Consider the following 23,385-nt stretch of genomic DNA (forward strand, 5'->3'; position numbering starts at 1 on the left):
GGAGGCCGAAAAGCCGATCATGAACCGGGGGAAAGAATCAGGAGTTGAGATAAGTGAGCACCGCGAGCACACGGCGGTGGTCGCCGTCGCTCGGGGACAGCCCGAGTTTCAGGAAGATGTTGCTGACGTGCTTCTCGACCGCTCCGTCGCTCACCACCAGCTGCCTGGCGATCGCCGAGTTCGTCCGGCCCTCGGCCATCAGCCCCAGCACCTCCCGCTCACGCGGGGTGAGCCCGGCGAGCACGTCCTGCCTGCGGCTGCGCCCGAGCAGCTGCGCGACCACTTCGGGATCGAGGGCGGTGCCGCCCCGGGCGACCCGCACCACCGCGTCCACGAACTCCCGCACCTCGGCCACCCGGTCCTTGAGCAGATAGCCGACCCCGCGGCTGGACCCGGCGAGCAGCTCCGTGGCGTAGCGCTCCTCCACGTACTGCGACAGCACGAGCACCCCGATCCCCGGGTGCGCCTTGCGCAACCGCACCGCCGCCCGCACGCCCTCGTCGGTGTGCGTGGGCGGCATCCGCACGTCCGCCACGACGACGTCCGGCAGCTCCCCCTGGCCGTCCAGCTCGGTGACGGTCTTGAGCAGGGCCTCACCGTCACCGACCCCGGCCACCACCTCGTGCCCCCGGTCGGTCAGCAGCCGGGTCAGGCCCTCCCTGAGCAGCACTGAATCCTCGGCGATGACCACCCGCACCCTGTTCTCCACGACTCTCGGCCCCCCACAGCCCCGCACCGGCCCTGCCCGCTCCCCTGGAACGGGTCCAGCATCCCAGCATCGGGCTCCGTATGTGTCCGGGCAACGGTAACGAGACGGCCGCCTTCCGCGCCGGCCGGACCGTGGCTGGGGGTGTGGCTTGCGCGGGGTGGCCGGGGTGGCCGGGGTGGCCGGGGTGGTCGGGGTGGTCGGGGTGTTTGGGGGGCTGGGGTGGCTGGGGCATTTGGGAGACCTGGGGCACGGGAGTGGTTGGTGTGCGGGGCGGGGTGGGGGTGGGCGGGTCGGTCCCATGGGGCTCATGGGGTCATGGAGCTCATGGAGCTCATGGGATCTATAGGGCCATGGGACTCATGAGGTTCATGGGATCCGTGAGGTCCAGAGGGTCCAGGGGACAGGCGTGCGGGACACGTGGGGCAGGTGCGCGGGGCGCGTGAGGCTCAGGCCGGCCGGTCCGCGCGCCACGGCAGTTCCGCCGTGATCCGGGTGGGCCCGCCGGCCGGCGAGTCCACCACCAGGATTCCGTCCACCGCGTCGAGCCGCTCCGCCAGTCCCGCGAGCCCGGAACCGGCCGACGCGTCGGCTCCGCCCACCCCGTCGTCCACGACCTGGAGCATCAGCCGGTTCTCCACCCGCCACACCTCCACGGCCGCGTACGTGGCCCGCGCGTGCTTGCTGATGTTCTGCAGCAGCTCCGAGACGGTGAAGTAGGCGATGCCCTCGATGGCCGCCGCCGGCCGCTCCGTCAGGTCGACCGTCACCCGCACCGGCACGGTGCAGCGGGAGGCGACCGAGGACAGGGCCGCGTCCAGGCCGCGGTCGGTCAGGACGGCGGGGTGGATGCCGCGGGCCAGGTCCCGCAGCTCCCGCAAGGCCAGCTTCACCTCGCCGTGCGCCTCGTCGACCATCGCCGCGACGTGCTCGTCGGCCTGGCCCTCCAGCAGCTTCTCCTTGGCCAGGCCCAGGTCCATGGCCAGGTTGACCAGGCGGGCCTGGGCGCCGTCGTGCAGGTCGCGCTCGATGCGCCGCAGGTCGGCGGCGGCCGTGTCGACCACCACGCCCCGGTCCGACTCCAGCTCCACCACCCGCGTCGCCAGCCGCGACGGACCGAGCAGCCCGTACACCATCACCCGGTCCACCAGCGTCAGGGCCCGCACGATCCACGGCGCGGCCAGCGTGAACAGCAGGCCCACCAGTGCCGTCACGGCGATCTCGAAGGGGTTGTCCAGATAGACGCGGTGGGTCTCGTCGCCGTACAGCTGCAACCCGCCCTGGCCGGCGTACATCGGGAAGACCCAGAACCACAGCGGGTACGTCAGCAGCGTCCAGCCATAGGTCCAGACGGTGACCGCGATGCCGAACGAGAGGACCGCCCACGGCAGGTGCAGCAGCGCGTACAGCAGCGCCCGCCAGGAGGTGCCGCTCTTGAGGACGGCCCCTACCCAGGCGAGGACGCCCTGCTTCCGCATCCGCAGCGGTTCGGGGTCGGCCACCTCCAGCCCCAGCAGCCCACGCGCCCGTGTCCGCTCCATCGCGCCGAACCCGCGGCATCCGGCGAGCGCCGCCGCCAGTACCGGTACGCCGAGGAAGGTCACCAGCAGCCCGGCCCCCAGGGAGACCATCGTGACGGCGAAGGTGAAGAGGACGATGCTGATCGGCAGGCTCAGCAGCACATAGCCGAACTCGCGCCAGCCGCGTGCCTCGAACGGCGCCCGCAGACCGGCCGGCAGCCGGTGCCGCCGCTCACCGCTGCTCCCGCGGACTCCGGGGCCACTGCCCGGCCCGTACCCCTGTCCGTACTCCATGGCCATCGGTGCCGTCCTTCTGCTCGTCCCTGCGGCTGCGCGTGTTCCGCGGGGCCTGTGTCCTGCGGGTCCTGTGTCCTGCGGCTGTGCCGTGTCCTGCCGGTCCGCGTTCGTGTCCTACGGCTGCGTCCGCGTCCTACGGCTGTGCCTGTGCCCTACGGCTGTGCCTGTGCCCTACGGCTGTGCCTGCGTCCTACGGCTGCGTCCGCGTCCTGCGGCTGTGCCGTCGTACCTCCACCCTCCTCGGTCACGGGGCCGCGGGACATGGAGCCCGTCGGTCTCTTGGACCGGGGGTTTTCCCCACCTCGGGGCACCGGGACGCACCGGGACGCACCGGGAGACCCGGGTGTCACGGCAGGGCCCGGCCCGGGGCGTGCGACGGTTCGGGCCCGCTGTCCCGCGGCGGGTACGTCCGGGTGTCCGCGCGGTCGCGCCAGGGCAGCTCGGCGGTGACGGCCGTCGGGCCGCCCTCCGGGGAGTCGACGACGAACAGGCCGTCGACGGCACCCAGCCGGTCCGCGAGCCCCTTCATCCCCGTACCGCCGCCCAGGCGGGCGCCCCCGCGGCCGTCGTCCCGCACCTGTATGAGCAGCCGGGTGTCCGTGCGCCAGACCTCCACCGCGGCCGAACGCGCCCCGCTGTGCTTGCTGACGTTCTGCAGCAGCTCCGAGACGGTGAAGTAGGCGATGCCCTCGATGGCCGCCGCCGGCCGCTCCGTCAGGTCGACCGTCACCCGCACCGGCACGGTGCAGCGGGAGGCGACCGAGGACAGGGCCGCGTCCAGGCCGCGGTCGGTCAGGACGGCGGGGTGGATGCCGCGGGCCAGGTCCCGCAGCTCCCGCAAGGCCAGCTTCACCTCGCCGTGCGCCTCGTCGACCATCGCCGCGACGTGCTCGTCGGCCTGGCCCTCCAGCAGCTTCTCCTTGGCCAGGCCCAGCCCCATGGCCAGGTTGACCAGGCGGGCCTGGGCGCCGTCGTGCAGGTCGCGCTCGATGCGCCGCAGGTCGGCGGCGGCCGTGTCGACCACCACGCCCCGGTCCGACTCCAGCTCGGCGATCCGCCGTTCCAGCTCGTCGGAGGGGGAGAGCAGCGCGCGCACCATCGCCCGGTCGGCGTTGCCCAGCCCCCGGGCGATGAAGGGCAGCACCGGCCACAGCACGAACAACGAGGTCAGCGTGGTGACGAAGGTGAGGATGCCCCAGGGCAGCCGTATGAACCCGTACAGGGCCGTGCGCCAGCCCACCGGGTCCTTCAGCGCCGACCACAGGCGCGGGAAGACCCCGCCCCCGCCGCGCGACGGCAGGCGGCTCGGCTCGTCCACCCGCATCCCGAGCAGCGCCCGGCAGCGGGCCCGCTCCAGCCTGCCCAGCAGACGCGCGCCCGTCAGCCCGGCCGCCAGCAGCGGGAGCCCGATCACCGTGACCGTCAGCCCGAAGCCCAGCGGCAGGACCGTCACGACGTAGACGAACCCGAGCAGCGACACCGGGAGGTTCGCCAGCAGGTGGGCGATCTCCTTCCAGGTGTGCCGGTCGTAGGCGAAACGGGCCGGCGTCGGGCGGCCGTCGGGCGGCGTCGGCGAAAGACTCTCGGTCATACGGATCAGCGTGCCGCGCGCCGGGGCCCGGCGCCATGAGGCGGACCGCCCGGAACCACTGAGGAAAACCCCACCCCGCTTACGCTTCCTTTAGGAGGCCCTAGACTCGCAGGGGTCCCAGTAGTGGACAGGGACGGACAGGGCAGGACAGGGAGCGAGGGACGGACGTGCCGGAACCGACCGTCGGCGGTACGACCGCGGCCGACGCGACCGCCGTCGTGGCGGCGGACTACTTCCAGTCGTACTCGGCCGTCGGACTGCTCGCCGTCGTCGGCGTGCTCTTCGTGGCCGTGGCGTTCGGCGCCGGCCGCCTGCTGCGCCCGGTGGTCCCCACCCCCGAGAAGCTCCTGACCTACGAATGCGGGGTCGACCCCGTCGGCGAGGGCTGGGCCCACACCCAGGTCCGCTACTACGTCTACGCGTTCCTGTACGTGATCTTCGCGGTCGACTCGATCTTCCTCTTCCCCTGGGCGACCGTCTTCGCCGCACCCGGTTACGGCGCGACGACGCTCGTGGAGATGTTCATCTTCCTCGGCTTCCTCGCCGTGGGCCTGCTGTACGCATACAAGAAGGGCGTCCTGGCATGGACGTGACGCCGTCCGAACCCGTGCGCGATCCCGTGCCGCTGCCGGAACCGAAGAGGCTGGGCGCCCTCTCGCGCCTCGCCCCCGAGCCGATGAAAGTGGTCCTCAACTGGGGCCGCCGGTACTCCCTCTGGGTCTTCAACTTCGGGCTCGCCTGCTGCGCGATCGAGTTCATCGCCGCGTCGATGGCCCGCCACGACTTCATCCGCCTCGGCGTCATCCCGTTCGCGCCGGGACCGCGCCAGGCCGACCTGATGGTGGTCTCCGGCACGGTCACCGACAAGATGGCCCCGGCGGTCAAGCGGCTGTACGAGCAGATGCCGGAGCCGAAGTACGTCATCTCCTTCGGCGCGTGCAGCAACTGCGGCGGCCCGTACTGGGACTCGTACTCCGTGACGAAGGGCGTCGACCAGATCATCCCGGTCGACGTCTACGTCCCCGGCTGCCCGCCGCGCCCCGAGGCGCTGCTCCAGGGGATCCTCAAGCTCCAGGAGAAGATCGCGCGGGAGTCGCTGGGGGAGCGGTACGGCACCTCGCGGCGGCCGTCGGCGGACGCGTTGCGGAGCGACCTGGTGAGGCCGCCCGCCGCGCCTGCCCCGGGCGGTCCGGCAGCGGTGCCGGCGCCGGAGCCGGAGGAGGACCGATGAGCACGGTCGGCTGGCTGCCCGCCGACGCCGGGGAACTCTTCGGCCCGCGGGCCACGGCCGAGGAGTCGTACGAGGTCCTGACGGTGGACGTCCCCCCGGCGGACTGGATCCCCGCCCTGGAGACCGCACGCGACCGGCTGGGCTGCACGTACTTCGACTGGCTGAGCGCGGTCGACGAACCAGGCACGGGCTTCCGCGTCGCGGCGCACGTGGCCGCGCTGGCGCCGGTACGGCGCCTGCTGCTGCGGACGACGGTTGCGCACGAGTCCCCGGTACTGCCCACCGCGGTGGGCGTGTACGCGGGAGCGGCCTGGCACGAGCGCGAGACCCACGAGATGTTCGGCGTCGTCTTCGACGGTCACCCCGGACTGGACCACCTGCTCCTGCCGGAGAACTTCGAGGGCAACCCCCTGCGCAAGGACTTCGTCCTCGCCGCCCGGGTCGCCAAGGCGTGGCCGGGCGCGAAGGAGCCGGGGGAGTCCTCGGCGGGCGGCGGCCATGCCGGGCCCCGGCGCCGGCAGATGCTTCCGCCGGGCGTCCCCGACCCGAACGAGTGGGGCCCCCTCAAGGGCCGGCTCCCCGCCGCCCCGGCCCGCCCGGCCCGTGGCGCCGGCCGCGGGCCGGGCGGCGCCGACGCCCGCCCGGCTCGCGCCACGGGCGACCGTCCCGTCCGCCGGACGCGTTCGGTGGCGGAGGGGTCGGCGAGCCAGACGGCGGACTCCTCCGGGCGGGCGGACTCCTCCGGGCGGGCGGACTCCTCCGGGCAGACGGTGGACTCCTCCCGGCAGGCGGACTCCCCCCGACAGGCGGGGGACTCCCCCCGACAGGCGGAGGGCGCCGCCCGGCAGGCGGCACCGGCCGCCGGGACTTCGCCGGCGCCCCGGCGTGCACGTTCGGCCGCGGAAGGCTCCGTCAGTCAAGCGGCTCCGTCCGCCGAGACGCCGACGGCGCCGTCGGCACCGGTTGCCAGGCGGTCCCGCAGTGTCAGTGAGGGTTCGGCCTCGCAGCGGCCGGCCACCGGCGGTACCGCGGCCCCCCGACGGGCGCGGAGCGCGGCGGGGGGCTCCGCCAGTCAGCGGGCGGCCGCGGGTGACGGTGCGCCCGACGGGCCCCGGACCGCTCCCGTCGCGCCGCGAAGCGCGGACGCCCCGTGGCACCACGCCCGCCCGGCCTTCGACGAGCCCGCGGCCGAACGCGGCGAGGACGCCGCAGCCACCACTCCCGCGGACACCCCGGGGAAGCCCGGCACTGCGGAGGATCCCTCCGCCCCCGGCACCCCGGGGAAGCCCGGCACTGCGGAGGATCCCTCCGCCCCCGGCGCCCCGGGGAAGCCCGGCACTGCGGAGGATCCCTCCGCCCCCGGCATCCCGGGGAAGCCCGAAACCCTCGGCACCCCCGAAGCCCCCGAAACATCCGAAGCCCCCGAAACCCCCGAAGACCCGCCAGGAGGCCGGCAGTGAACGACGCGCTCGACGTCATCCTGCGCCTCCTGATCGTCTTCGTCGTCTTCCTCGCGTTCCCCCTGATCGTCGGCCAGACCGAGCACAAGGTGATGGCCCACATGCAGGGCCGCCTCGGTCCGATGTACGCCGGCGGCTTCCACGGCTGGGCCCAGCTCGTCGCGGACGGCGTGAAGTTCGCGCAGAAGGAGGACGTGGTCCCCGCGGGTGCGGACCGCCGTATCTTCCAGCTGGCGCCCGCCGTCGCCCTCCTCCCCTACCTCCTCGTCCTCCTGGCCATCCCCGTCGGCCCCGGCGAGGGCGCGGTCGGCCAGGTCGTCGACGCCGGTGTCTTCTTCGTCCTCGCCGTGATGGGCGTCGGCGTCCTCGGCTCGCTCATGGCCGGCTGGGCCTCCGCCAACAAGTTCTCCCTCCTCGGCGGTCTGCGCACCGCCGCCCAGCTCCTCGCCTACGAGCTCCCCATGCTGCTCGCCGCCGCCTCGGTCGCGATGGCGGCCGGCACGGTCTCGCTCCCCGGCGTCCTGGACGCCTTCGAGTGGTGGTGGCTGCCCTGGCAGATCGTCGGCGCGGTCGTCTTCTTCACCGCCGGCCTCGCCGAACTCCAGCGTCCGCCCTTCGACATGCCCGTCGCCGACTCCGAGATCATCTTCGGCGCGTACACCGAGTACACGGGCCTGCGCTTCGCGCTCTTCCTCCTCGCCGAGTACGCCGGGATCGTCGTCCTGTGCGGCCTGACCACCGTCCTCTTCCTGGGGGGCTGGCACGGTCCCTGGGGCGCCGACGGCCTCGGCTGGGTGTGGACCTTGCTGAAGACCGCCGTCCTCGCCTTCGTCGTGATCTGGCTCCGCGTGACGTACCCCCGTCTGCGCGAGGACCAGCTCCAGAAGCTCTCCTGGACCCTCCTCGTCCCGCTCGCCCTCGCCCAGATCGCCCTCACCGGCATCGTCAAGGTGGTGATCCAGTAACCATGGCCCCCATTCCAGGAAGCGGCCTGGCCAAGGGCCTGGCCGTCACCCTGCGCACGATGACGAAGAAGACCGTCACCGAGCGGTACCCGGACGTCCAGCCCGACCTGCCGCCCCGCAGCCGCGGAGTCATCGGCCTGTTCGAGGAGAACTGCACGGTCTGCATGCTCTGCGCCCGTGAGTGCCCGGACTGGTGCATCTACATCGACTCCCACAAGGAGACGGTCCCCGCCGCGTCCCCCGGTGGCCGGGAACGCAGCCGCAACGTCCTGGACCGCTTCGCCATCGACTTCTCCCTGTGCATGTACTGCGGTATCTGCATCGAGGTCTGTCCGTTCGACGCCCTGTTCTGGTCACCCGAGTTCGAGTACGCCGAGACCGACATCCGCGACCTCACCCACGAACGCGACAAGCTCCGCGAGTGGATGTGGACCGTCCCGGCTCCGCCCGCCCTCGATTCCGGCGCGGAGGAACCGAAGGAACTCGCCGCCGCCCGCAAGACCGCCGAGAAGCTGGCGGCGGTCCGGGCCGAACCACGGCAGACCGCACCGGGGGAGGGCGACGCGTGAGCCTCGCGGCCGAAGCCCCCGGCTTCCTCTCCCCGACCGGCGTCGAGATCGCCTTCCTGCTCGTCGGACTGGTCACCTTCGGCGCCGCGCTCGTCACCGTGACCACCCGGCAGCTCGTCCACGCCGCCCTGTGGCTGGTGGTGGCCCTCGGCGGTCTCGCCGTCGAGTACCTCCTGCTCACCGCCGAGTTCATCGCCTGGGTGCAGGTCCTCATCTACGTCGGCTCCGTCGTCGTCCTCCTCCTGTTCGGCCTGATGCTCACCAGGGCCCCCATCGGCCGCTCCCCGGACGCCGACTCCGGCAACCGCTGGGCCGCCCTGGCCGTGGCCGGCGCCGCCGCGGCGGCCCTCGTCTGGGTGGTCGCCGACGCGTTCCGCACCACCTGGATCGACCTCGACGGCCCGGCGGCCGGTTCCACCGCCGTCACCGGGGCGAGCCTCTTCCAGCACTGGGTCCTCCCCTTCGAGGCCCTCTCCGTCCTCCTCCTCGCCGCCCTCGTCGGCGCGATCGTCCTGTCCCGCAGGGCCAGGACCGACCACGACACCGGCACGCCCCACGAGAGCAGGGCGCGCACGCCTCACGGCGATAGGGCCGGCACGCGCGACAAGGCGGGCACGCCCCACGGGGACAAGGCGGGCACGCCCCACGGGAACAGGGCGCGCACGCCCCACAGGGACAGGGCCGACACGCCCGACAGGGACAAGGCCGGCACGCCCCACGGCGACCAGGGAGGGGCCCGCTGATGCACCTCGCCTACCCCGCCGTCCTCTCCGCCCTCCTCTTCTGCACGGGCCTCTACGGCGTCCTCGCCCGCCGCAACGCGATCCTCGTCCTGATGTCGGTCGAGCTGATGCTCAACGCGGTCAACCTCAACCTGGTCGCCTTCGACGTCTGGCTCAGCGAAGCCGCCGAGGAGACCCTGCACTCCGGGCAGGCCCTGACCCTGTTCACCATCGCCATCGCCGCCGCCGAGATCGGCATCGGCCTGGCGATCGTCCTCGCCGTCCACCGCGACCGCGGCACCTCGGACATCGACAAGCTCCGCGACACCGCCGAGGGCCCCGGCCCGGACACCCCTGACCCGAACGACCCGGACCCGGACCCGGACGACTCCGACCCCGACAACCCGGACGCCCCCGCGGCCGGGGCGGCCGCCGAGAAGGCTGAGGCCAGCGCGTGACCACGACCACCCTCGCCGTCCTCGTCCCCCTCCTTCCCTTCCTCGGCGCCCTCGCCGGACTGCTGCTGGGCCGCACCGCACCCGCCTTCGCCCGCCCGCTCGCCGTCCTGCCGACGCTCGCCGCGTTTGTCCTCGCCGTGCTCGTCGCCGCGCGCCAGGGCGGCGGCCGGGCGGTCGACGCCGCCACCGAGCTGACCCCCACCGGCTCGGTCCCCGTCGAACTGGCCCTGCACATCGACGGCTTCGCCGCCCTCGTCGCCGTCCTGGTCGGCCTGGTCGCCACCTGTGTGCAGCTCTACTCGACGGGCTACCTGCGCGACGACCCGCGCTACCCCTCCTACGCCGCGCTCGTCTCCCTCTTCACCTCCGCCATGCTCCTCGTCGTCTACTCCGGCGACCTGATGGTGCTGCTGGTCGGCTGGGAGATCATGGGCATCTGCTCCTACTTCCTGGTCGGTCACTACTGGGAGACCCCACAGGCGCGCGCCGCCTCCCTCAAGGCGTTCCTGGTGACCAAGCTCGGTGACGTCCCCTTCCTGATCGGCCTGTTCGCGCTCGCCGGCGACGCCGGTTCCTTCCGGATCACCAAGATCCTCGGCGCGGTCGCGAGCGACGGCGGACTCGACCACCTGACCGTGACCGCCCTGCTGCTCCTGGCCGGCGTGGCGGGCAAGTCGGCGCAGTTCCCGCTGCACACCTGGCTCCCCGACGCGATGGCGGGCCCCACGCCCGTCTCCGCGCTGATCCACGCGGCGACGATGGTCGCCGCCGGTGTCTACTTCACCGCCCGTCTCCTTCCGGTCTTCGAGGCCTCCCGGGCCGCCATGGTCGTCCTGGCCGTCATGGCCGCGGTCACGATGACCGGCTCGGCACTCGCCGCGCTCGCCCAGGACGACATCAAACGCGTCCTCGCCTACTCGACGATCGGCCAGCTCGGCTACCTGACCGGCGCCCTCGCCGTCGCCGACCGCGGTGCCGCCGTCTTCCACCTCCTGTCCCACGGCGCCTTCAAGGCGCTGCTGTTCCTCGCGGCCGGCGTGCTCATCCACGCGGCCGGCACCAACTCGCTCGCCGCCATGTCCCGCATGCGGGGCCTGCGCGACCGTGTCCCCGACGCCTACTGGACGATGGCCGTGGCGCTGCTCGCGCTCGCCGCGATCCCTCCCTTCAGCGGCTTCTTCTCCAAGGAGTCCGTCCTGGGAGCCGCCGAGCACGTCGTCGGCGGCCACACCGAGCACGCACCGGCCGCCGCCGGCTGGGCCGTGCTCGTCGCCGGTCTGCTCACGGCCCTGATCACCGCCGCGTACGCGACGCGCCTGTGGCTGCTGGCCTTCCGCGGCCACGGCACCGAAGCCCCCGACCACGGCAGGCAGCCGCTCGCCATGAACGCCGTGCTGTGGGTGCTGGCGATCCCGTCGCTCGCCTTCGGCGGACTCGCCTTCCGCGTGCTCCCCGGCTGGTTCGACGGCCGTGACCTCACCCCCACCCTCACCACCTCCGTGCTCGGCACGGGTGTGGCCCTGGTCGGCGGCATCGTCACCTACGGAGCCTGGCGGCACACCACCGCGCTCGCCGCCCGCGTCCCCCTGGGCGCGGTCGCCGCCCACCCGCAGGGCGACGCCGGTGCCGTGGAGGCCGAGGCCGTCGCCGGCCACGAGCCCGCCTACGGCAGCGTGGCCCACGCGCCGGACCCCGCCGACCCCGGCCGGCTCCTCCTCGGTCCGCTGCACCGGCACGCGGCCGTCGGCTTCCACCTGGACGCCGTGTACACCGCGCTCCTCGTCCGCCCGGTGCGGGCCGGAGCGAGCCTCGTGCGGTTCCTGGACCGGGAGGTCGTCGAGACCTACGTACGCGGGGCGGGCGCCCTGCCCCGCTGGCTCGGGGCCGCCGTACGCCGTGCCCAGACCGGCAATGTGCAGACCTATGTGAGCGCGCTGCTCGCCGGCACCGTCGTCCTCGCGGTCGCCGCCGTCCTCGTCGCCACGGGAGCGTGAGCAGGCGTGATCGATATCAACGAGTCCGTGATGCAGTTCCTTCTGGCATTGATCGTCGTCGGTCCGCTTCTCGGGGCGGCCGCCGCCCTGCTGCCCGCGCCGCCCGGACTGAAGGGGAAGTCACCCGAGCAGGCCGTGCTGCGGCACGGCGTCACCGTGACCGGCGCCGTCCTCATCGCCGCGATCGTCCTCGCGCTCGGCTTCGACCACGACCAGCCGTCGAAGATGCAGGCCACGACCGACATCAGCTGGATCCCCGCACTCGACGTGCGCATCCACCTCGGCATCGACGGCATCTCCCTCCCCCTCCTGGTCCTGACCGCGCTGCTGACCTTCCTCTGCGCGCTCCACTCCTACTTCAAGACGCCTTCCGGGCCCACCCCGAAGGCGTTCGTCGCGCTGCTGCTCGTCCTGGAGTCCGGCACGCTCGCCAGCTTCGCCGTCCTCGACCTGCTGCTGTTCTTCCTCGCCTTCGAGACGGTCCTCGTCCCGATGTATTTCCTCATCGCCCGCTGGGGCGGCGAGGGCCGGACCGGGGCCGCCTGGAAGTTCATCCTGTACACGCTCCTCGGCTCCGTGGTCATGCTGCTCGGCCTGCTCCTGACCGGAATCACGGCGGGCACGTTCGACATGATGGCACTGGCCACTGACAACGGCCGGTCGCTGACCACATCCGTGCAGGTCATCGCCGTACTGGCGATCGGGATCGGGCTCGCGGTCAAGACCCCGATGTGGCCGCTGCACAGCTGGCTGCCCGACGCCCACACCGCCGCGCCGACCGTCGGCTCGGTCCTGCTGGCCGGTGTCCTGCTGAAGATGGGTACGTACGGGTTCGTCCGCATCGTCCTCCCGATCGCCCCGGACGGCTTCCGCGTCTTCGCGCCCTGTCTCGCCGCCTTCGCCGTCGTCGGCATCGTCTACGGCTCCCTGGCCTGCCTGGCCCTCGCCCGGCGCGGCGCCAAGGGCGACCTGAAGCGGCTCATCGCCTACTCCTCCGTCGGCCACATGGGCTTCGTCCTGCTCGGCATCGCCACCATGACCCCGACCGGCGTCAACGGCGCCCTGTTCGCCAACATCGCCCACGGCCTCATCACCGGCCTGCTCTTCTTCCTGGTCGGCGCCCTGAAGGACCGCACGGGCTCCACCGACCTCGACACCCTCGCGGCCGAGACCGGCGCCGCGCTCTACGGCAGGGCACCCCGCCTCGGCGGGCTGCTCGCCTTCGCCGCCGCCGCCTCCCTCGGCCTGCCGGGGCTGGCCGGGTTCTGGGGTGAGATGCTCGCCCTGTTCGGGGCCTTCGACCCGGCGAGCGGGCTCAGCCGCCCCGCCTTCCTCACCTTCATGTCCGTCGCCGCGTCCGGCACGCTGCTGACCGCCGCGTACCTGCTGATCGTGGTCCGCCGCGTCTGCATGGGCGCCACCGCGCCGGACACGCCCGCGCTCCCCGACGTACACCGCTACGAGTTCGCGGCCTGGACCCCGCTCGTCGCCCTCACCGTCGTCGCCGGACTCTGGCCGAAGGCCCTCCTCGGCCTGACCGACCCGGCCGTGCAGCAGCTCCTCGCAGGAGGCCCCCGATGAGCGCCCTGGCCCAGCCCGCCACGCACCACCTGGCCCAGAACCTCGTCCAGTCCGTCGACTGGCTCGCCGTCGCGCCGCCCACCGCCGCGGCGGTGACCGGACTCGCCGTCCTGGTCGCCGACCTCTTCGTCCCCGGGCGGCGCAAAACCCTGCTCGGCTGGGCGTCCGTCGCCGGTCTCGCCGCCTCGCTGCTCCTGCTGCTGCCCCTGCTGGACGGCGACCGCGCCACCTTCTGCCTGACCGGCGCCACGCGCGCGTGCAGCTACGTCGCCGACCCGTTCACCCTCGTCGTCCAGCTCCTGGTGCTCGGCGGCGCCCTGGTGGCCGCCCTGCTGTCGGTCACCGCCCTGAGGGACGCCGACCGGGGCCTGCCCGAGGGCGAGTACTGGTTCCTGCTGCTGTCCTCCGCGGCCGGCGCCGCGCTGCTGCCCGCCTCCCGCGACCTGGCGACCCTCGTCGTCGCCCTGGAGGTCGCCTCCCTGCCCGCCTTCGCCCTGGTGGGCCTGCTCCACGGCGACCGGCGCTCCTCCGAGGCCGCCCTGAAGTTCTTCCTCTCCTCGGTCACCGCGACCGCCGTCAGCCTCCTGGGCGTCAGTTTCCTCTACGCCGCCACCGGCACCCTCCACCTCACCGAGATCGCCGGCCGCGTCCAGGACGTCGACGGGCGGCTCACCACCCTCGCCCACACCGGCGTCGTCCTCACCCTCGTCGGCTTCGCCTTCAAGACGGCCGCCGTGCCCTTCCACTTCTGGGTGCCCGACACCTACGTCGGCGCGCCCCTGCCGATCGCCGCCTACCTGTCCGTCGTCGGCAAGGCGGTCGGCTTCTCCGGCCTCGTCCTGGTCACCGTCGTCGCCCTCCCGTCGTACGCCGACGTCTGGGGCCCGGCGCTGGCCGCGCTCGCCGCCCCCACCATGACCGTCGGCAACGCCGGCGCCCTGCGGCAGAGCGGCACGCGCGCGTACAGCGCGGTACGCCTGCTCGCCTGGTCGTCCGTGGGCCAGGCCGGCTACCTCCTGGTGCCGATCGCCGCCGCCGCGTACTCCGACGATCCGGAGCGGTCGATCGGCTCCACCCTCGCCTACGCCCTCATGTACGGCGCCGTGAACCTGGGCGTCTTCACGGTCGCCGCCCTGGTCGGCCGCGGGGCGCCGCGCAACCGCCTGACCGACTACCGCGGCCTGTACGCCTCCAACCCCCTCACCGCCCTCCTCCTGGCCTTCTTCCTGCTCTGCCTCGCCGGGCTGCCGCCGGGCGTCATCGGCCTGTTCGCCAAGGTCACCGTCTTCTCCGCGGCCGTCGACGCCGGCCTCGGCTGGCTCGCCGTGATCATGGCCGTGAACGTCGTCATCGCGCTGTACTACTACCTCCGGTGGACGGCCCTGCTGTTCCGCGCCCCGGCGGGCGGGCCCCGCGGGCACCTCTTGCCGGCCCCGCTCACCGCCGCGCTCGCGGTGACCGCGGTCCTGGCCGTCGCCCTCTCCGGCGCCCCCCAGCTGGTCCTCCGCTTCGCCGGCACCGGGCTCTTCTGAGCCTCGCGCCCGCCCCGTACGCCGTGCCCGCCTCCGCGCGCGCCGGGGAACTGGCGGCCGTCGCCTCGCGTTGACCAGTACGGGAGGGTCCGCCGGACGTGTCACCGCACACCGGTGGCATCGACGGACCGGGAAGCGACACAGCGAGCGAGACCAGCAAGCAAAGGGTTCGGACAGAGGGTTCCCCTGCTGCACCATTTGGAGGGCGTACCGTGCACCGCCGGCACAACGGGCTCAGGACCGCAGTACTCCTCGGGGGACTGACCGCGCTCATCGTCGTCATCGGCAGCTTCTTCGGCCGGGCCGGGCTCGTCGTCGCCGTCCTGGTAGCCCTGGGCACCAACGCGTACGCGTACTGGAACAGCGACAAGCTGGCTCTACGCGCGATGCGCGCCCGCCCGGTCAGCGAGTTCGAGGCCCCCGGGCTGTACCGCATGGTCCGTGAGCTCTCCACCCAGGCCCGCCAGCCCATGCCCCGCCTGTACATCTCCCCGACGGAAGCCCCCAACGCCTTCGCGACCGGCCGCAACCCGCGCAACGCCGCGGTCTGCTGCACCGACGGCATCCTGCGCATGCTCGACGAGCGGGAGCTGCGCGGGGTCATCGGCCACGAGCTGAGCCACGTCCACAACCGGGACATCCTCATCTCCTCGGTCGCCGGCGCCCTCGCCTCGGTGATCGTGTTCCTGGTCAACTTCGCCTGGCTGATCCCCATCGGCCGTTCCGACGACGACGACGGCCCCGGCCTGTTCGGCATGCTCCTGATCATGCTGCTCGGCCCGCTGGCCGCCGGTCTGATCCAGCTGGCCGTCAGCCGGTCCCGCGAGTACGAGGCCGACGCCTTCGGCTCCCGGCTCACCGGCGACCCGCTCGCCCTCGCCAGTGCCCTGCGCAAGCTCGACGCGGGCACCAAGCGGCTTCCGCTCCCCGCGGAGCCCCGTATCGAGACGGCCAGCCACATGATGATCGCCAACCCCTTCCGCCCGGGGCAGGGCCTCTCGAAGATGTTCTCCACCCACCCGCCCATGGCGGAACGCATCGCCCGACTCGAGAAGATGGCAGGTGGCAGGCAGTGAAGACCGTCCTCAACCTCATATGGCTCGTCCTGAGCGGCTTCTGGCTGTTCCTCGGCTACCTGCTCGCGGGCGTGCTGCTCTGCGTCACGGTCATCGGCATACCGTTCGGGATCGCGGCGTTCCGCATCGGGATCTACGCGCTGTGGCCCTTCGGGTACACGGCGGTCGAGCGCCGGGACGCGGGCGCGGCCTCCTGCCTCGGCAACGTGCTCTGGCTGCTCCTCGCGGGCTGGTGGCTGGCGCTCGGTCACGTCGTCACCGGCGTCGTGCTGTGCGTGACGGTCATCGGCATCCCGCTCGGCGTGGCCAACTTCAAGCTGATCCCGGTCTCCCTGCTCCCGCTGGGCCGCGACATCGTCCGGACCGACCAGCCGTTCACGGCCCGCTGATCACGCCGACGCCGCGCCACCCCTTCGGTGCGGCCTTCGCACCCGCGAAGCCGCGCACGCCCCGGGCCGTGTTCCGCCGGCCCCCGCAACCACCACCATGACCGTTGCGTCCTCAAGCCACGGGAGAGCGCGAACGGACAAGAGCGGAAACGGCCGTACCGCCGCGCACCGCACGGCAGAGGCAATGCTGATCACAGTGCGCTCGTAGCGGGGGCACAGCGAGAGAGGGCAGGTTCAGGGCATGACCGTCATCAGTTGGATCATCCTGGGACTGCTGGCCGGAGCCATCGCCAAGGTCCTGTTGCCGGGCCGGGACCCCGGCGGCCTCATCGGCACGACCCTCATCGGCATCGCCGGCGCCTTCGTCGGCGGCTGGATATCGGCCCGCTGGCTGGACCACCCGGTCACGAAGGACTTCTACGACGGGGCCACCTGGGCGGCGGCGATCGGCGGATCGTTCGTCCTCCTGGTCGCCTACCGCATCCTGTTCGGCAACTCCCGCGACTGAGACGCCCGGCGCGGCCGGGGCCCCGGCCGCTCCTCACCCGTGCGGAAGCGGGCGGAACCGGCTACTCGTACCGTGGGCCGGCCGTACCGGGCGCGGCCACGAGAACCCGGCAGAAAAAAACCGACCGACGATGTCGAGAACGCGTGACCGGCTCCGTCCCCGTATCGAACGCGGCCACAAGGAGCCGCGTCGGCACCGAGGAGAGGCACGATGGCCAAGTACCTGCTGCTGAAGCACTACCGCGGAGCCCCGGCGGCGGTGAACGACGTCCCCATGGACCAGTGGACGCCGGAGGAGATCGCGGCGCACATGCGCTACATGCAGGACTTCGCGGACCGGCTGGAGAGGACCGGTGAGTTCGTCGACGGGCAGGCGCTCGCCCCCGAGGGGACGTGGGTGCGCTACGACGGTGAGGGGCGCCCGCCGGTCACCGACGGCCCGTTCGCCGAGACCAAGGACCTCGTCGCCGGCTGGATGGTGATCGACGTCGACAGCCACGAGCGCGCCGTCGAGCTGGCCGGGGAGCTGTCGGCCGCCCCCGGCGCGGGCGGCAAGCCGATCCACGAGTGGCTGGAACTGCGCCCGTTCCTGACCGCGCCGCCCACCATCACGGAGTGACCGTACCGATGGACGAGGCCCTGCTCCGGCGCCTCACGCCGGACGTCCTCGCCGTCCTCGTCCGCCGCGGAGCCGACTTCGCGGCGGCCGAGGACGCCGTACAGGACGCGCTCGTCGAAGCGGTCCGCGGCTGGCCGGACGGCCCTCCCCGGGACCCCAAGGGCTGGCTGGTCACCGTGGCCTGGCGCAAGTTCCTCGACCGGACCCGCTCGGACACCGCCCGGCGCCGGCGCGAGGACGCCGCCCGGCAGGAACCGGCGCCCGGGCCCGCGCCCGCGGTGGACGACACGCTCCAGCTCTACTTCCTGTGCGCCCATCCCTCGCTGACCCCGTCGTCCGCGACCGCGCTCACCCTGCGCGCCGTCGGTGGCCTCACCACCCGCCAGATCGCCCGGGCCTACCTGGTGCCCGAGGCGACCATGGCGCAGCGCATCAGCCGGGCCAAGCGCACCGTGGCCGGCGTCCGGTTCGACCGGCCCGGCGACGTCGCCACCGTCCTGCGCGTCCTCTACCTGGTCTTCAACGAGGGCTACTCCGGTGACGTCGACCTCGCCGCCGAAGCCATCCGGCTCACCCGGCAGCTCGCCGCCCGCATCGACCACCCCGAAGTGTCCGGGCTGCTCGCCCTCATGCTGCTCCACCACGCCCGGCACGCCACCCGGACCACGTCCGACGGCGGCCTGGTACCGCTCGCCGAGCAGGACCGCGGCCGGTGGGACACCGCGTCGATCGCCGAGGGCATCGGCATCCTCCAGGCGGCCCTCGTCCGCGACCGGCTCGGCGAGTTCCAGGCCCAGGCCGCCATCGCGGCCCTCCACGCCGACGCGCCCACCGCCGAGGAAACCGACTGGACGCAGATCGTCGAGTGGTACGACGAGCTCACGCGCCTGACCGACAGCCCCGTCGTCCGGCTCAACCGCGCGGTCGCCGTCGGCGAGGCCGACGGAGCACGCGCCGGTCTGGCCGCACTCGCCGAGCTGGATCCCGCACTGCCCCGCCACACCGCGGCGGCGGCCTACCTCCACGAACGCGGCGGTGAGCCGACGACGGCGGCCCGGCTGTACGCCGAGGCGGCCCGCAAGGCGTCCAACCTCGCCGAACGCGACCACCTGACCCGCCAGGCCGCCCGGCTCAACACCCACCGGGGCCGCTGACAGCCCACCCTCGCGGCCTCCCGCACCGGCACGCGGCACGCCCGGACGAGCGGTGCCGGCGCACCGGCCCCGCGCGGCCCGCCGGCCCCCTCGCCCGGCCGTCCGGCAGCCCGGCCGTCTCCGCGCGGGCCGGGCCGCTTTCCCAGCGGTGGTCCGGCGGACTAGCGGTAGTTCACGAACTGCAGCGCGAAGTCGAAGTCCTTGCCCTTCAGCAGCGCGATCACGGCCTGCAGATCGTCGCGGCTCTTGGAGGAGACCCGCAGCTCGTCACCCTGCACCTGGGCCTTCACGCCCTTCGGCCCCTCGTCACGGATGATCTTCGCCACCTTCTTCGCGTTGTCCTGGGAGATGCCCTCCTCGATCGACGCGAAGATCTTGTACTCCTTGCCGGAGAGCTGCGGCTCCCCGGCGTCCAGGGCCTTCAGCGAGATGCCGCGCTTGATCAGCTTGGACTGGAAGACGTCGAGGATGGCCTTGACCCGTTCCTCGGAGTTCGCCTCCATGAGGATCTTCTCGCCGGACCACGAGATCGAGGCGCCCACGTTCTTGAAGTCGTAGCGCTGCGAGATCTCCTTGGCGGCCTGGTTGAGGGCGTTGTCGACCTCCTGCCGCTCGACCTTCGAGACGATGTCGAAACTGGAGTCGGCCATGTCCTGTGGCTCCTTGCGTCCGGTTGCGTGTCGGCCAAGCCTAGCCACCCGCCCCGCCCCGGGCGCAGATCAATCGGGTGGCGAAGCACCCCGTGGCATCGGGTATTGTTTACGTCGTTGCCACGGAGCACCGCCGAAAAGCGGTTCGAAGGGCAGCGAACCCCGGCGGTGTGCCCGAGCGGCCAAAGGGAGCAGACTGTAAATCTGCCGGCTCAGCCTTCCCAGGTTCGAATCCTGGCGCCGCCACACTGGGGAAGACCCCCTCCACCTGCAAAAACGCGGTGTGGAGGGGGTCTTTGTCATAGGGCTGCGGCACACTGGCCCCATGTCGTCCCGTCGCCGCCTGTGCCCCGAGTGCCGTCGTGAGATCGCCGTCGTCGCCGGCCGGTACGCGCGGCACGATCCGCCCGGCGCGCGGGAGAGCGGAGAGCTGACGTCCTGCCCCGGTTCCCGCCGGCACGCGCAGATCGGCGCCGTACAGCCCTCGCTGGACGGGTACGCCGTGCCCGACTTCCCCGGGCAGCTGCCCCTCTTCTGAGCGGCCGCCCGGGACGGGGCCGGGCGCTCAGTTGCCGGCCACCGACTTCACCGCCACCGACACCGGCGTCGAACCGCTGACCAGTTCGAGCGTCAGGCCGGCTGTCGCCGGGGTGTCCACCAGTTCGGCCAGCACCGAGGCGACGTCGTCGCGCGGGACCGGGCCGCGGCCGGTACGCGCCTCCAGCCGGACCAGGCCGGTACCGGCGTCGTCCGTGAGGGCGCCCGGGCGCAGGATCGTCCAGTCCAGCCCGGCCAGCGACCGCACGTACGCGTCGGCCTCGCCCTTGGCGCGCAGATAGACGTCGAAGACGTCGTCGCCCTGGTGTCCGGGGTCGGCGGCCATGGACGACACGACCACGAACCGCCGCACCCCCGCCCGGACCGCGGCGTCCGCGAACAGCACCGCCGCGGCCTTGTCCACCGTCTCCTTGCGGGACGCCCCGCTGCCCGGGCCGGCGCCCGCCGCGAAGACCGCCGCGTCCGCGCCCCGCAGCCGCTCGGCGACCTCGTCCACGGAGGCCGACTCCAGGTCCAGGACGACCGGTTCGGCACCGGCCGCACGCAGATCGTCGGCCTGCTCGGCCTTGCGGATGATGCCCGCCACCTCGTCCCCGCGCGCGGCGAGCAACCGCTCCAGCCGCAACGCGATCTGACCATGACCACCAGCGATGACAATGCGCATGTCTTTGACCGTACGCCTCGCCGTCCGTCTGCGCCGCACGGCTCCCCGGCCGCCCCCGGCCGCCGCCCCGACGGGGCGCGCGGCACCACCCGCCCGCGTCCGCCTCGGTCAGGGCCCCGCCCGCCCCTGCCCCCGCCCCGACGGGGTCAGGGTGCCTGCCCCTGCCCCTGCCGGGGCAGCCCCGGCTCCGCCGCCGCCCCGGAGCCGCCGTACTCCCGTACCGCGCTGGTACGCGCCACCACACGCCCCCCGTGCACCACGATCCGGCTGTACGCCAACGAGAGCGCCCCCGCGAGCCGGTCCCCGCGCACGGCGAGGAGCTCGGCCGGGAAGCCCGCCTCCACCCGCACCTCGGGCAGGCCCAGCGCCGCCCGCGCCGACCCGCTCACCGCCTCGTACGCCTCCTCGGGGCGCAGCCCGTGCCGGGAGGCCAGCAGGTACGCCGCCTCCAACGGGTCCCCGCGCCCGACCGGGTTGGCCGCGTCGCGCAGTGCGCCGCTGCCGGCCGCCACCCGCACGCCGGCCCGCCGCAGCAGCCGTACCGGAGCCGCCGCGCGGCATCCGGCGTCGCCGCAGCCGCCCTGCGGCAGGCACACCACCGTCACCCCGGCCGCCGCCAGTCGGTCCGCCGTCCGGTGGGCGACCTCGGCCGGCAGTCCGTCAAGACCGCCGCAGGGTCCCAGGGTCACGCCCGGCCGCAGTCCGCCCGCCATCGCCGCCAGCCGGGCCAGCCGGGCCGGGTCGGCGGCGTCCGTGTGCAGGTCGACGGGGCGGCCGTGCTCGGCGGCGACGTCCAGGACCGCCTCCACGTACCCCGTCGGATCGGGGTCCAGGTCCGGGCAGCCGCCCACCACCCCCGCGCCCATCGTCAGCGCGTCGCGCAGCATCGCCAGCCCGTCGGCCCCGGCCGCCCCGGTCAGCACCCCCGGCATCGCCACCGTCGTCAGCTCCACCAGGCCGCGCAGCGCCCGCCGGGCCCGCAGTACGGCGGTCAGGGCGCCGAGCCCCGGAACGCCGCCCACGCGCACGTGCGCCCGCGACGACGTGGCGCCGTGCCCCAGTTGCAGCAGCGCCGCCTGGGTGGCCCGGCGCTGGACGTCCCGCGGCTCGTGGGAGACCGGGCCGCCGGGGTCGGCTGTCAGGGCGGTGTCGGCGTGCGCGTGGGGCTCGGCGGGGGCGGGCAGGAGCAGGTAGCCGGTGAGGTCCACGCGGGCGCCGGGCGGGCGGGGCGGCGACAGGCTGCCCGCCGTGCCGACGGCCTCGATGCGGCCGCCGCGCAGCCGTACGTCCACGGTCCGGCCGTCGGTGAGCCGGGCGCCCGACAGCAGCAGCGCGCCGTGGTCGGCCGCGCCCGGCCGGGAGGAGGGGCGGGAGGGCCGCCGCGGCTGGCTGTCGGGCATCGCGCTCCTCTGGGCTCGGGACTGCGCAGTGGGGGACGCGTGATCACGCAGAGTGAGTCGAGCCTAGGACGGCGACCGCCGCGCGCCGCGGAGGGGCGCAATAGTCGTACCGATGCGGTCCGCCTCCGGGGACGTCTCCCGCACCTGTCCGGAGGGGCGGGAGACGGGTCGGGGCAGGAGCCGCGAAACGGATTTGGGCGAACGGCTGCCGACCGTGTAATGTCTTCATCGCTCGCCCCAATAGCTCAGTCGGCAGAGCGTCTCCATGGTAAGGAGAAGGTCAACGGTTCGATTCCGTTTTGGGGCTCTGGTGTGAGAGGTTCCCGTCGCGAGGCGGGGCCCGATCGCATCGCAGCGGTGTAGCTCAGTCGGTAGAGCAAGCGGCTCATAATCGCTGTGTCACCGGTTCAAGTCCGGTCACCGCTACTCTAAGTAGCCGATTGCGGGGTCGGTCCTTCGATCGGCTACTCTTCTATGCGTTAGTCCAGTCCCATCCGTTCGTCAAGGAGCACTCACGTGGCTGCCACCGACGTCCGCCCGAAGATCACGCTGGCCTGCGTGGAGTGCAAGGAGCGGAACTACATCACCAAGAAGAACCGGCGTAACAACCCGGACCGACTGGAGATGAAGAAGCACTGCCCGCGTTGCAACGCGCACACCGCGCACCGCGAAACGCGATAATTTCAGGCTCGTACGCGAGGCCGTCCCCGAGGTCCGGGGACGGCCTCGCGTCGTTCGGGTCCAGGTGGCGGACGCCACAGCGGCAACCGCAGAGAGCAGCAGGAGGTACCGAGCCCATGGCGCTCGACCAGTCCTTCGTGGGGCGGACCTATCCGCCCACCGCGCCCTACGAGGTGGGCCGGGAGAAGATCCGTGAGTTCGCGGAGGCGGTGGGGGACCCGAACCCGGCGTACACCGACCCCGAGGCCGCCAAGGCGCTCGGCCACCCCGATGTGATCGCGCCGCCGACCTTCGTGTTCTCCCTCACCTTCCGGGCCGCCGGACAGGTCGTCCAGGACCCGCGGCTCGGGCTCGACTACAGCCGGGTGGTGCACGGCGACCAGAAGTTCGTCTACGTCCGTCCGGTGCGGGCCGGTGACCGGCTCACCGTCACCTCGACCATCGAGTCGGTCAAGTCCATGGCGGGCAACGACATCCTGGACATCCGCGGCGAGGTCCACGACGAGGCCGGCGAGCACGTCGTGACCGCCTGGACCAAGCTGGTCGCCCGCGCGGCCGAGGAGGCGTGAGCAACCGATGACGGCGAAGATCGCGTACGACGACGTCGAGGTCGGCACCGAGCTGCCGGCGCAGTCCTTCCCCGTGACCCGCGACACCCTGGTCCGGTACGCGGGCGCGTCCGGGGACTTCAACCCGATCCACTGGAACGAGCGGTTCGCCAAGGAGGTCGGCCTGCCCGACGTCATCGCGCACGGCATGTTCACCATGGCCGAGGCGATCCGGGTGGTCACCGACTGGACCGGCGACCCGGGCGCGGTCGTCGAGTACGGCGTCCGCTTCACCAGGCCGGTCGTCGTGCCCGACGACGGCCGGGGCGCCACGGTCGAGGTCAGCGCCAAGGTCGCCGCCAAGCTCGACGACCACACCGTCCGCGTGGACCTCACGGCGACCAGCGCCGGCCAGAAGGTGCTGGGGATGTCCCGGGCCGTCGTGCGGCTGGGCTGAGCGGACGGGCGTCCGTATGCCTTGTCTGAGTTAGTGATTGAGTACTAACCTGGCTT

25 protein-coding genes and 3 tRNA genes are annotated in these 23,385 nt (G+C 73.0%); 22 read left to right on the top strand and 6 right to left on the bottom strand.

What is annotated here, in order from left to right:
• Window positions 1-37 precede the first annotated feature (37 nt).
• The 3 genes from ACY1JF_RS00715 to ACY1JF_RS00725 form a co-directional block, all read right to left on the bottom strand.
• Window positions 38-697, bottom strand: a complete 660-nt coding sequence (locus tag ACY1JF_RS00715; protein WP_462703179.1) for a LuxR C-terminal-related transcriptional regulator — start codon at window positions 695-697, stop codon at window positions 38-40.
• Window positions 698-1,155: 458 nt separating this feature from the next.
• The gene (locus ACY1JF_RS00720) at window positions 1,156-2,526 is read right to left on the bottom strand and encodes a sensor histidine kinase (protein ID WP_462702983.1); all 1,371 of its coding nucleotides are present in this window, start codon (window positions 2,524-2,526) and stop codon (window positions 1,156-1,158) included.
• Between the two features lie 343 nt (window positions 2,527-2,869).
• The gene (locus ACY1JF_RS00725; protein WP_462702984.1) at window positions 2,870-4,114 is read right to left on the bottom strand and encodes a sensor histidine kinase; all 1,245 of its coding nucleotides are present in this window, start codon (window positions 4,112-4,114) and stop codon (window positions 2,870-2,872) included.
• Window positions 4,115-4,281: 167 nt separating this feature from the next.
• Between ACY1JF_RS00725 and ACY1JF_RS00730 the strand changes: the two genes are divergently transcribed.
• The 15 genes from ACY1JF_RS00730 (at window position 4,282) to ACY1JF_RS00800 (ending at window position 18,371) form a co-directional block, all read left to right on the top strand.
• Window positions 4,282-4,707, top strand: a complete 426-nt coding sequence (locus ACY1JF_RS00730; RefSeq protein WP_462702985.1) for an NADH-quinone oxidoreductase subunit A — start codon at window positions 4,282-4,284, stop codon at window positions 4,705-4,707.
• Window positions 4,698-5,345 carry an NADH-quinone oxidoreductase subunit B gene (locus ACY1JF_RS00735; protein WP_462702986.1) on the top strand — a complete coding sequence of 216 codons (648 nt, stop codon included), beginning with the start codon at window positions 4,698-4,700 and terminating at the stop codon, window positions 5,343-5,345. Before ACY1JF_RS00730 ends, ACY1JF_RS00735 begins: the two co-directional genes overlap by 10 nt.
• A complete protein-coding gene (locus ACY1JF_RS00740) occupies window positions 5,342-6,805 on the top strand; it encodes an NADH-quinone oxidoreductase subunit C (protein WP_462702987.1) in 1,464 nt (487 codons plus the stop codon). Before ACY1JF_RS00735 ends, ACY1JF_RS00740 begins: the two co-directional genes overlap by 4 nt.
• Entirely contained in the window at window positions 6,802-7,770 is a 969-nt protein-coding gene (locus tag ACY1JF_RS00745; protein ID WP_462702988.1) for a complex I subunit 1/NuoH family protein, read from the top strand. The genes ACY1JF_RS00740 and ACY1JF_RS00745 overlap by 4 nt, the downstream gene beginning before the upstream one ends.
• A gap of 2 nt (window positions 7,771-7,772) precedes the next feature.
• Complete coding sequence (locus ACY1JF_RS00750) at window positions 7,773-8,339, top strand: NuoI/complex I 23 kDa subunit family protein (protein ID WP_462702989.1); 567 nt, start codon at window positions 7,773-7,775, stop codon at window positions 8,337-8,339.
• On the top strand, window positions 8,336-9,082 hold the full coding sequence (locus ACY1JF_RS00755; protein ID WP_462702990.1) for an NADH-quinone oxidoreductase subunit J family protein: 747 nt from the start codon (window positions 8,336-8,338) through the stop codon (window positions 9,080-9,082). The genes ACY1JF_RS00750 and ACY1JF_RS00755 overlap by 4 nt, the downstream gene beginning before the upstream one ends.
• Window positions 9,082-9,519 (top strand): NADH-quinone oxidoreductase subunit NuoK, encoded by a 438-nt coding sequence (nuoK, locus tag ACY1JF_RS00760; protein WP_462702991.1) that lies wholly within the window; start codon window positions 9,082-9,084, stop codon window positions 9,517-9,519. The genes ACY1JF_RS00755 and nuoK overlap by 1 nt, the downstream gene beginning before the upstream one ends.
• On the top strand, window positions 9,516-11,513 hold the full coding sequence (locus ACY1JF_RS00765; protein WP_462702992.1) for an NADH-quinone oxidoreductase subunit 5 family protein: 1,998 nt from the start codon (window positions 9,516-9,518) through the stop codon (window positions 11,511-11,513). Before nuoK ends, ACY1JF_RS00765 begins: the two co-directional genes overlap by 4 nt.
• A 6-nt stretch (window positions 11,514-11,519) precedes the next feature.
• Window positions 11,520-13,094 carry an NADH-quinone oxidoreductase subunit M gene (locus tag ACY1JF_RS00770; protein ID WP_462702993.1) on the top strand — a complete coding sequence of 525 codons (1,575 nt, stop codon included), beginning with the start codon at window positions 11,520-11,522 and terminating at the stop codon, window positions 13,092-13,094.
• A complete protein-coding gene (locus tag ACY1JF_RS00775) occupies window positions 13,091-14,626 on the top strand; it encodes an NADH-quinone oxidoreductase subunit N (protein WP_462702994.1) in 1,536 nt (511 codons plus the stop codon). The genes ACY1JF_RS00770 and ACY1JF_RS00775 overlap by 4 nt, the downstream gene beginning before the upstream one ends.
• Before the next feature lie 212 nt (window positions 14,627-14,838).
• Window positions 14,839-15,702 (top strand): zinc metalloprotease HtpX, encoded by an 864-nt coding sequence (gene htpX, locus ACY1JF_RS00780; RefSeq protein WP_462702995.1) that lies wholly within the window; start codon window positions 14,839-14,841, stop codon window positions 15,700-15,702.
• On the top strand, window positions 15,699-16,091 hold the full coding sequence (locus ACY1JF_RS00785) for a YccF domain-containing protein (protein ID WP_462702996.1): 393 nt from the start codon (window positions 15,699-15,701) through the stop codon (window positions 16,089-16,091). Before htpX ends, ACY1JF_RS00785 begins: the two co-directional genes overlap by 4 nt.
• 241 nt (window positions 16,092-16,332) lie before the next feature.
• The gene (locus tag ACY1JF_RS00790; protein WP_462702997.1) at window positions 16,333-16,599 is read left to right on the top strand and encodes a GlsB/YeaQ/YmgE family stress response membrane protein; all 267 of its coding nucleotides are present in this window, start codon (window positions 16,333-16,335) and stop codon (window positions 16,597-16,599) included.
• A 210-nt stretch (window positions 16,600-16,809) separates the two neighbouring features.
• Window positions 16,810-17,217, top strand: a complete 408-nt coding sequence (locus ACY1JF_RS00795) for a YciI family protein (protein ID WP_462702998.1) — start codon at window positions 16,810-16,812, stop codon at window positions 17,215-17,217.
• Between the two features lie 8 nt (window positions 17,218-17,225).
• Complete coding sequence (locus tag ACY1JF_RS00800; RefSeq protein ID WP_462703180.1) at window positions 17,226-18,371, top strand: RNA polymerase sigma factor; 1,146 nt, start codon at window positions 17,226-17,228, stop codon at window positions 18,369-18,371.
• A gap of 161 nt (window positions 18,372-18,532) precedes the next feature.
• Here the strand turns inward: ACY1JF_RS00800 and ACY1JF_RS00805 are convergent, their stop codons facing one another.
• Window positions 18,533-19,021 (bottom strand): YajQ family cyclic di-GMP-binding protein, encoded by a 489-nt coding sequence (locus ACY1JF_RS00805; protein WP_462702999.1) that lies wholly within the window; start codon window positions 19,019-19,021, stop codon window positions 18,533-18,535.
• Between the two features lie 164 nt (window positions 19,022-19,185).
• Here ACY1JF_RS00805 and ACY1JF_RS00810 point away from each other — a divergent pair.
• Both ACY1JF_RS00810 and ACY1JF_RS00815 read left to right on the top strand, forming a co-directional pair.
• Window positions 19,186-19,267 (top strand) — tRNA-Tyr (locus tag ACY1JF_RS00810).
• A 79-nt stretch (window positions 19,268-19,346) separates the two neighbouring features.
• Entirely contained in the window at window positions 19,347-19,559 is a 213-nt protein-coding gene (locus ACY1JF_RS00815; RefSeq protein ID WP_215164940.1) for a hypothetical protein, read from the top strand.
• 27 nt (window positions 19,560-19,586) lie between these two features.
• Here the strand turns inward: ACY1JF_RS00815 and ACY1JF_RS00820 are convergent, their stop codons facing one another.
• Window positions 19,587-20,243: an NAD(P)H-binding protein gene (locus ACY1JF_RS00820; RefSeq protein ID WP_462703000.1), complete on the bottom strand. Its 657-nt coding sequence runs from the start codon at window positions 20,241-20,243 to the stop codon at window positions 19,587-19,589.
• 146 nt (window positions 20,244-20,389) lie between these two features.
• Window positions 20,390-21,643 carry an amidohydrolase family protein gene (locus ACY1JF_RS00825; RefSeq protein WP_462703001.1) on the bottom strand — a complete coding sequence of 418 codons (1,254 nt, stop codon included), beginning with the start codon at window positions 21,641-21,643 and terminating at the stop codon, window positions 20,390-20,392.
• A 234-nt stretch (window positions 21,644-21,877) separates the two neighbouring features.
• Between ACY1JF_RS00825 and ACY1JF_RS00830 the strand changes: the two genes are divergently transcribed.
• From ACY1JF_RS00830 to ACY1JF_RS00850, 5 genes are all read left to right on the top strand, one after another.
• Window positions 21,878-21,950 (top strand) — tRNA-Thr (locus tag ACY1JF_RS00830).
• A 46-nt stretch (window positions 21,951-21,996) separates the two neighbouring features.
• Window positions 21,997-22,069 (top strand) — tRNA-Met (locus ACY1JF_RS00835).
• 90 nt (window positions 22,070-22,159) lie between these two features.
• Window positions 22,160-22,324 (top strand): 50S ribosomal protein L33, encoded by a 165-nt coding sequence (gene rpmG / locus ACY1JF_RS00840; protein ID WP_003948671.1) that lies wholly within the window; start codon window positions 22,160-22,162, stop codon window positions 22,322-22,324.
• A 116-nt stretch (window positions 22,325-22,440) separates the two neighbouring features.
• Window positions 22,441-22,893, top strand: a complete 453-nt coding sequence (locus ACY1JF_RS00845; protein ID WP_462703002.1) for an FAS1-like dehydratase domain-containing protein — start codon at window positions 22,441-22,443, stop codon at window positions 22,891-22,893.
• A 7-nt stretch (window positions 22,894-22,900) separates the two neighbouring features.
• Window positions 22,901-23,329 (top strand): MaoC family dehydratase, encoded by a 429-nt coding sequence (locus tag ACY1JF_RS00850; RefSeq protein ID WP_462703003.1) that lies wholly within the window; start codon window positions 22,901-22,903, stop codon window positions 23,327-23,329.
• Window positions 23,330-23,385 lie beyond the last annotated feature (56 nt).

The organism is Streptomyces sp. SYSU D01066-1, assembly GCF_054956795.1.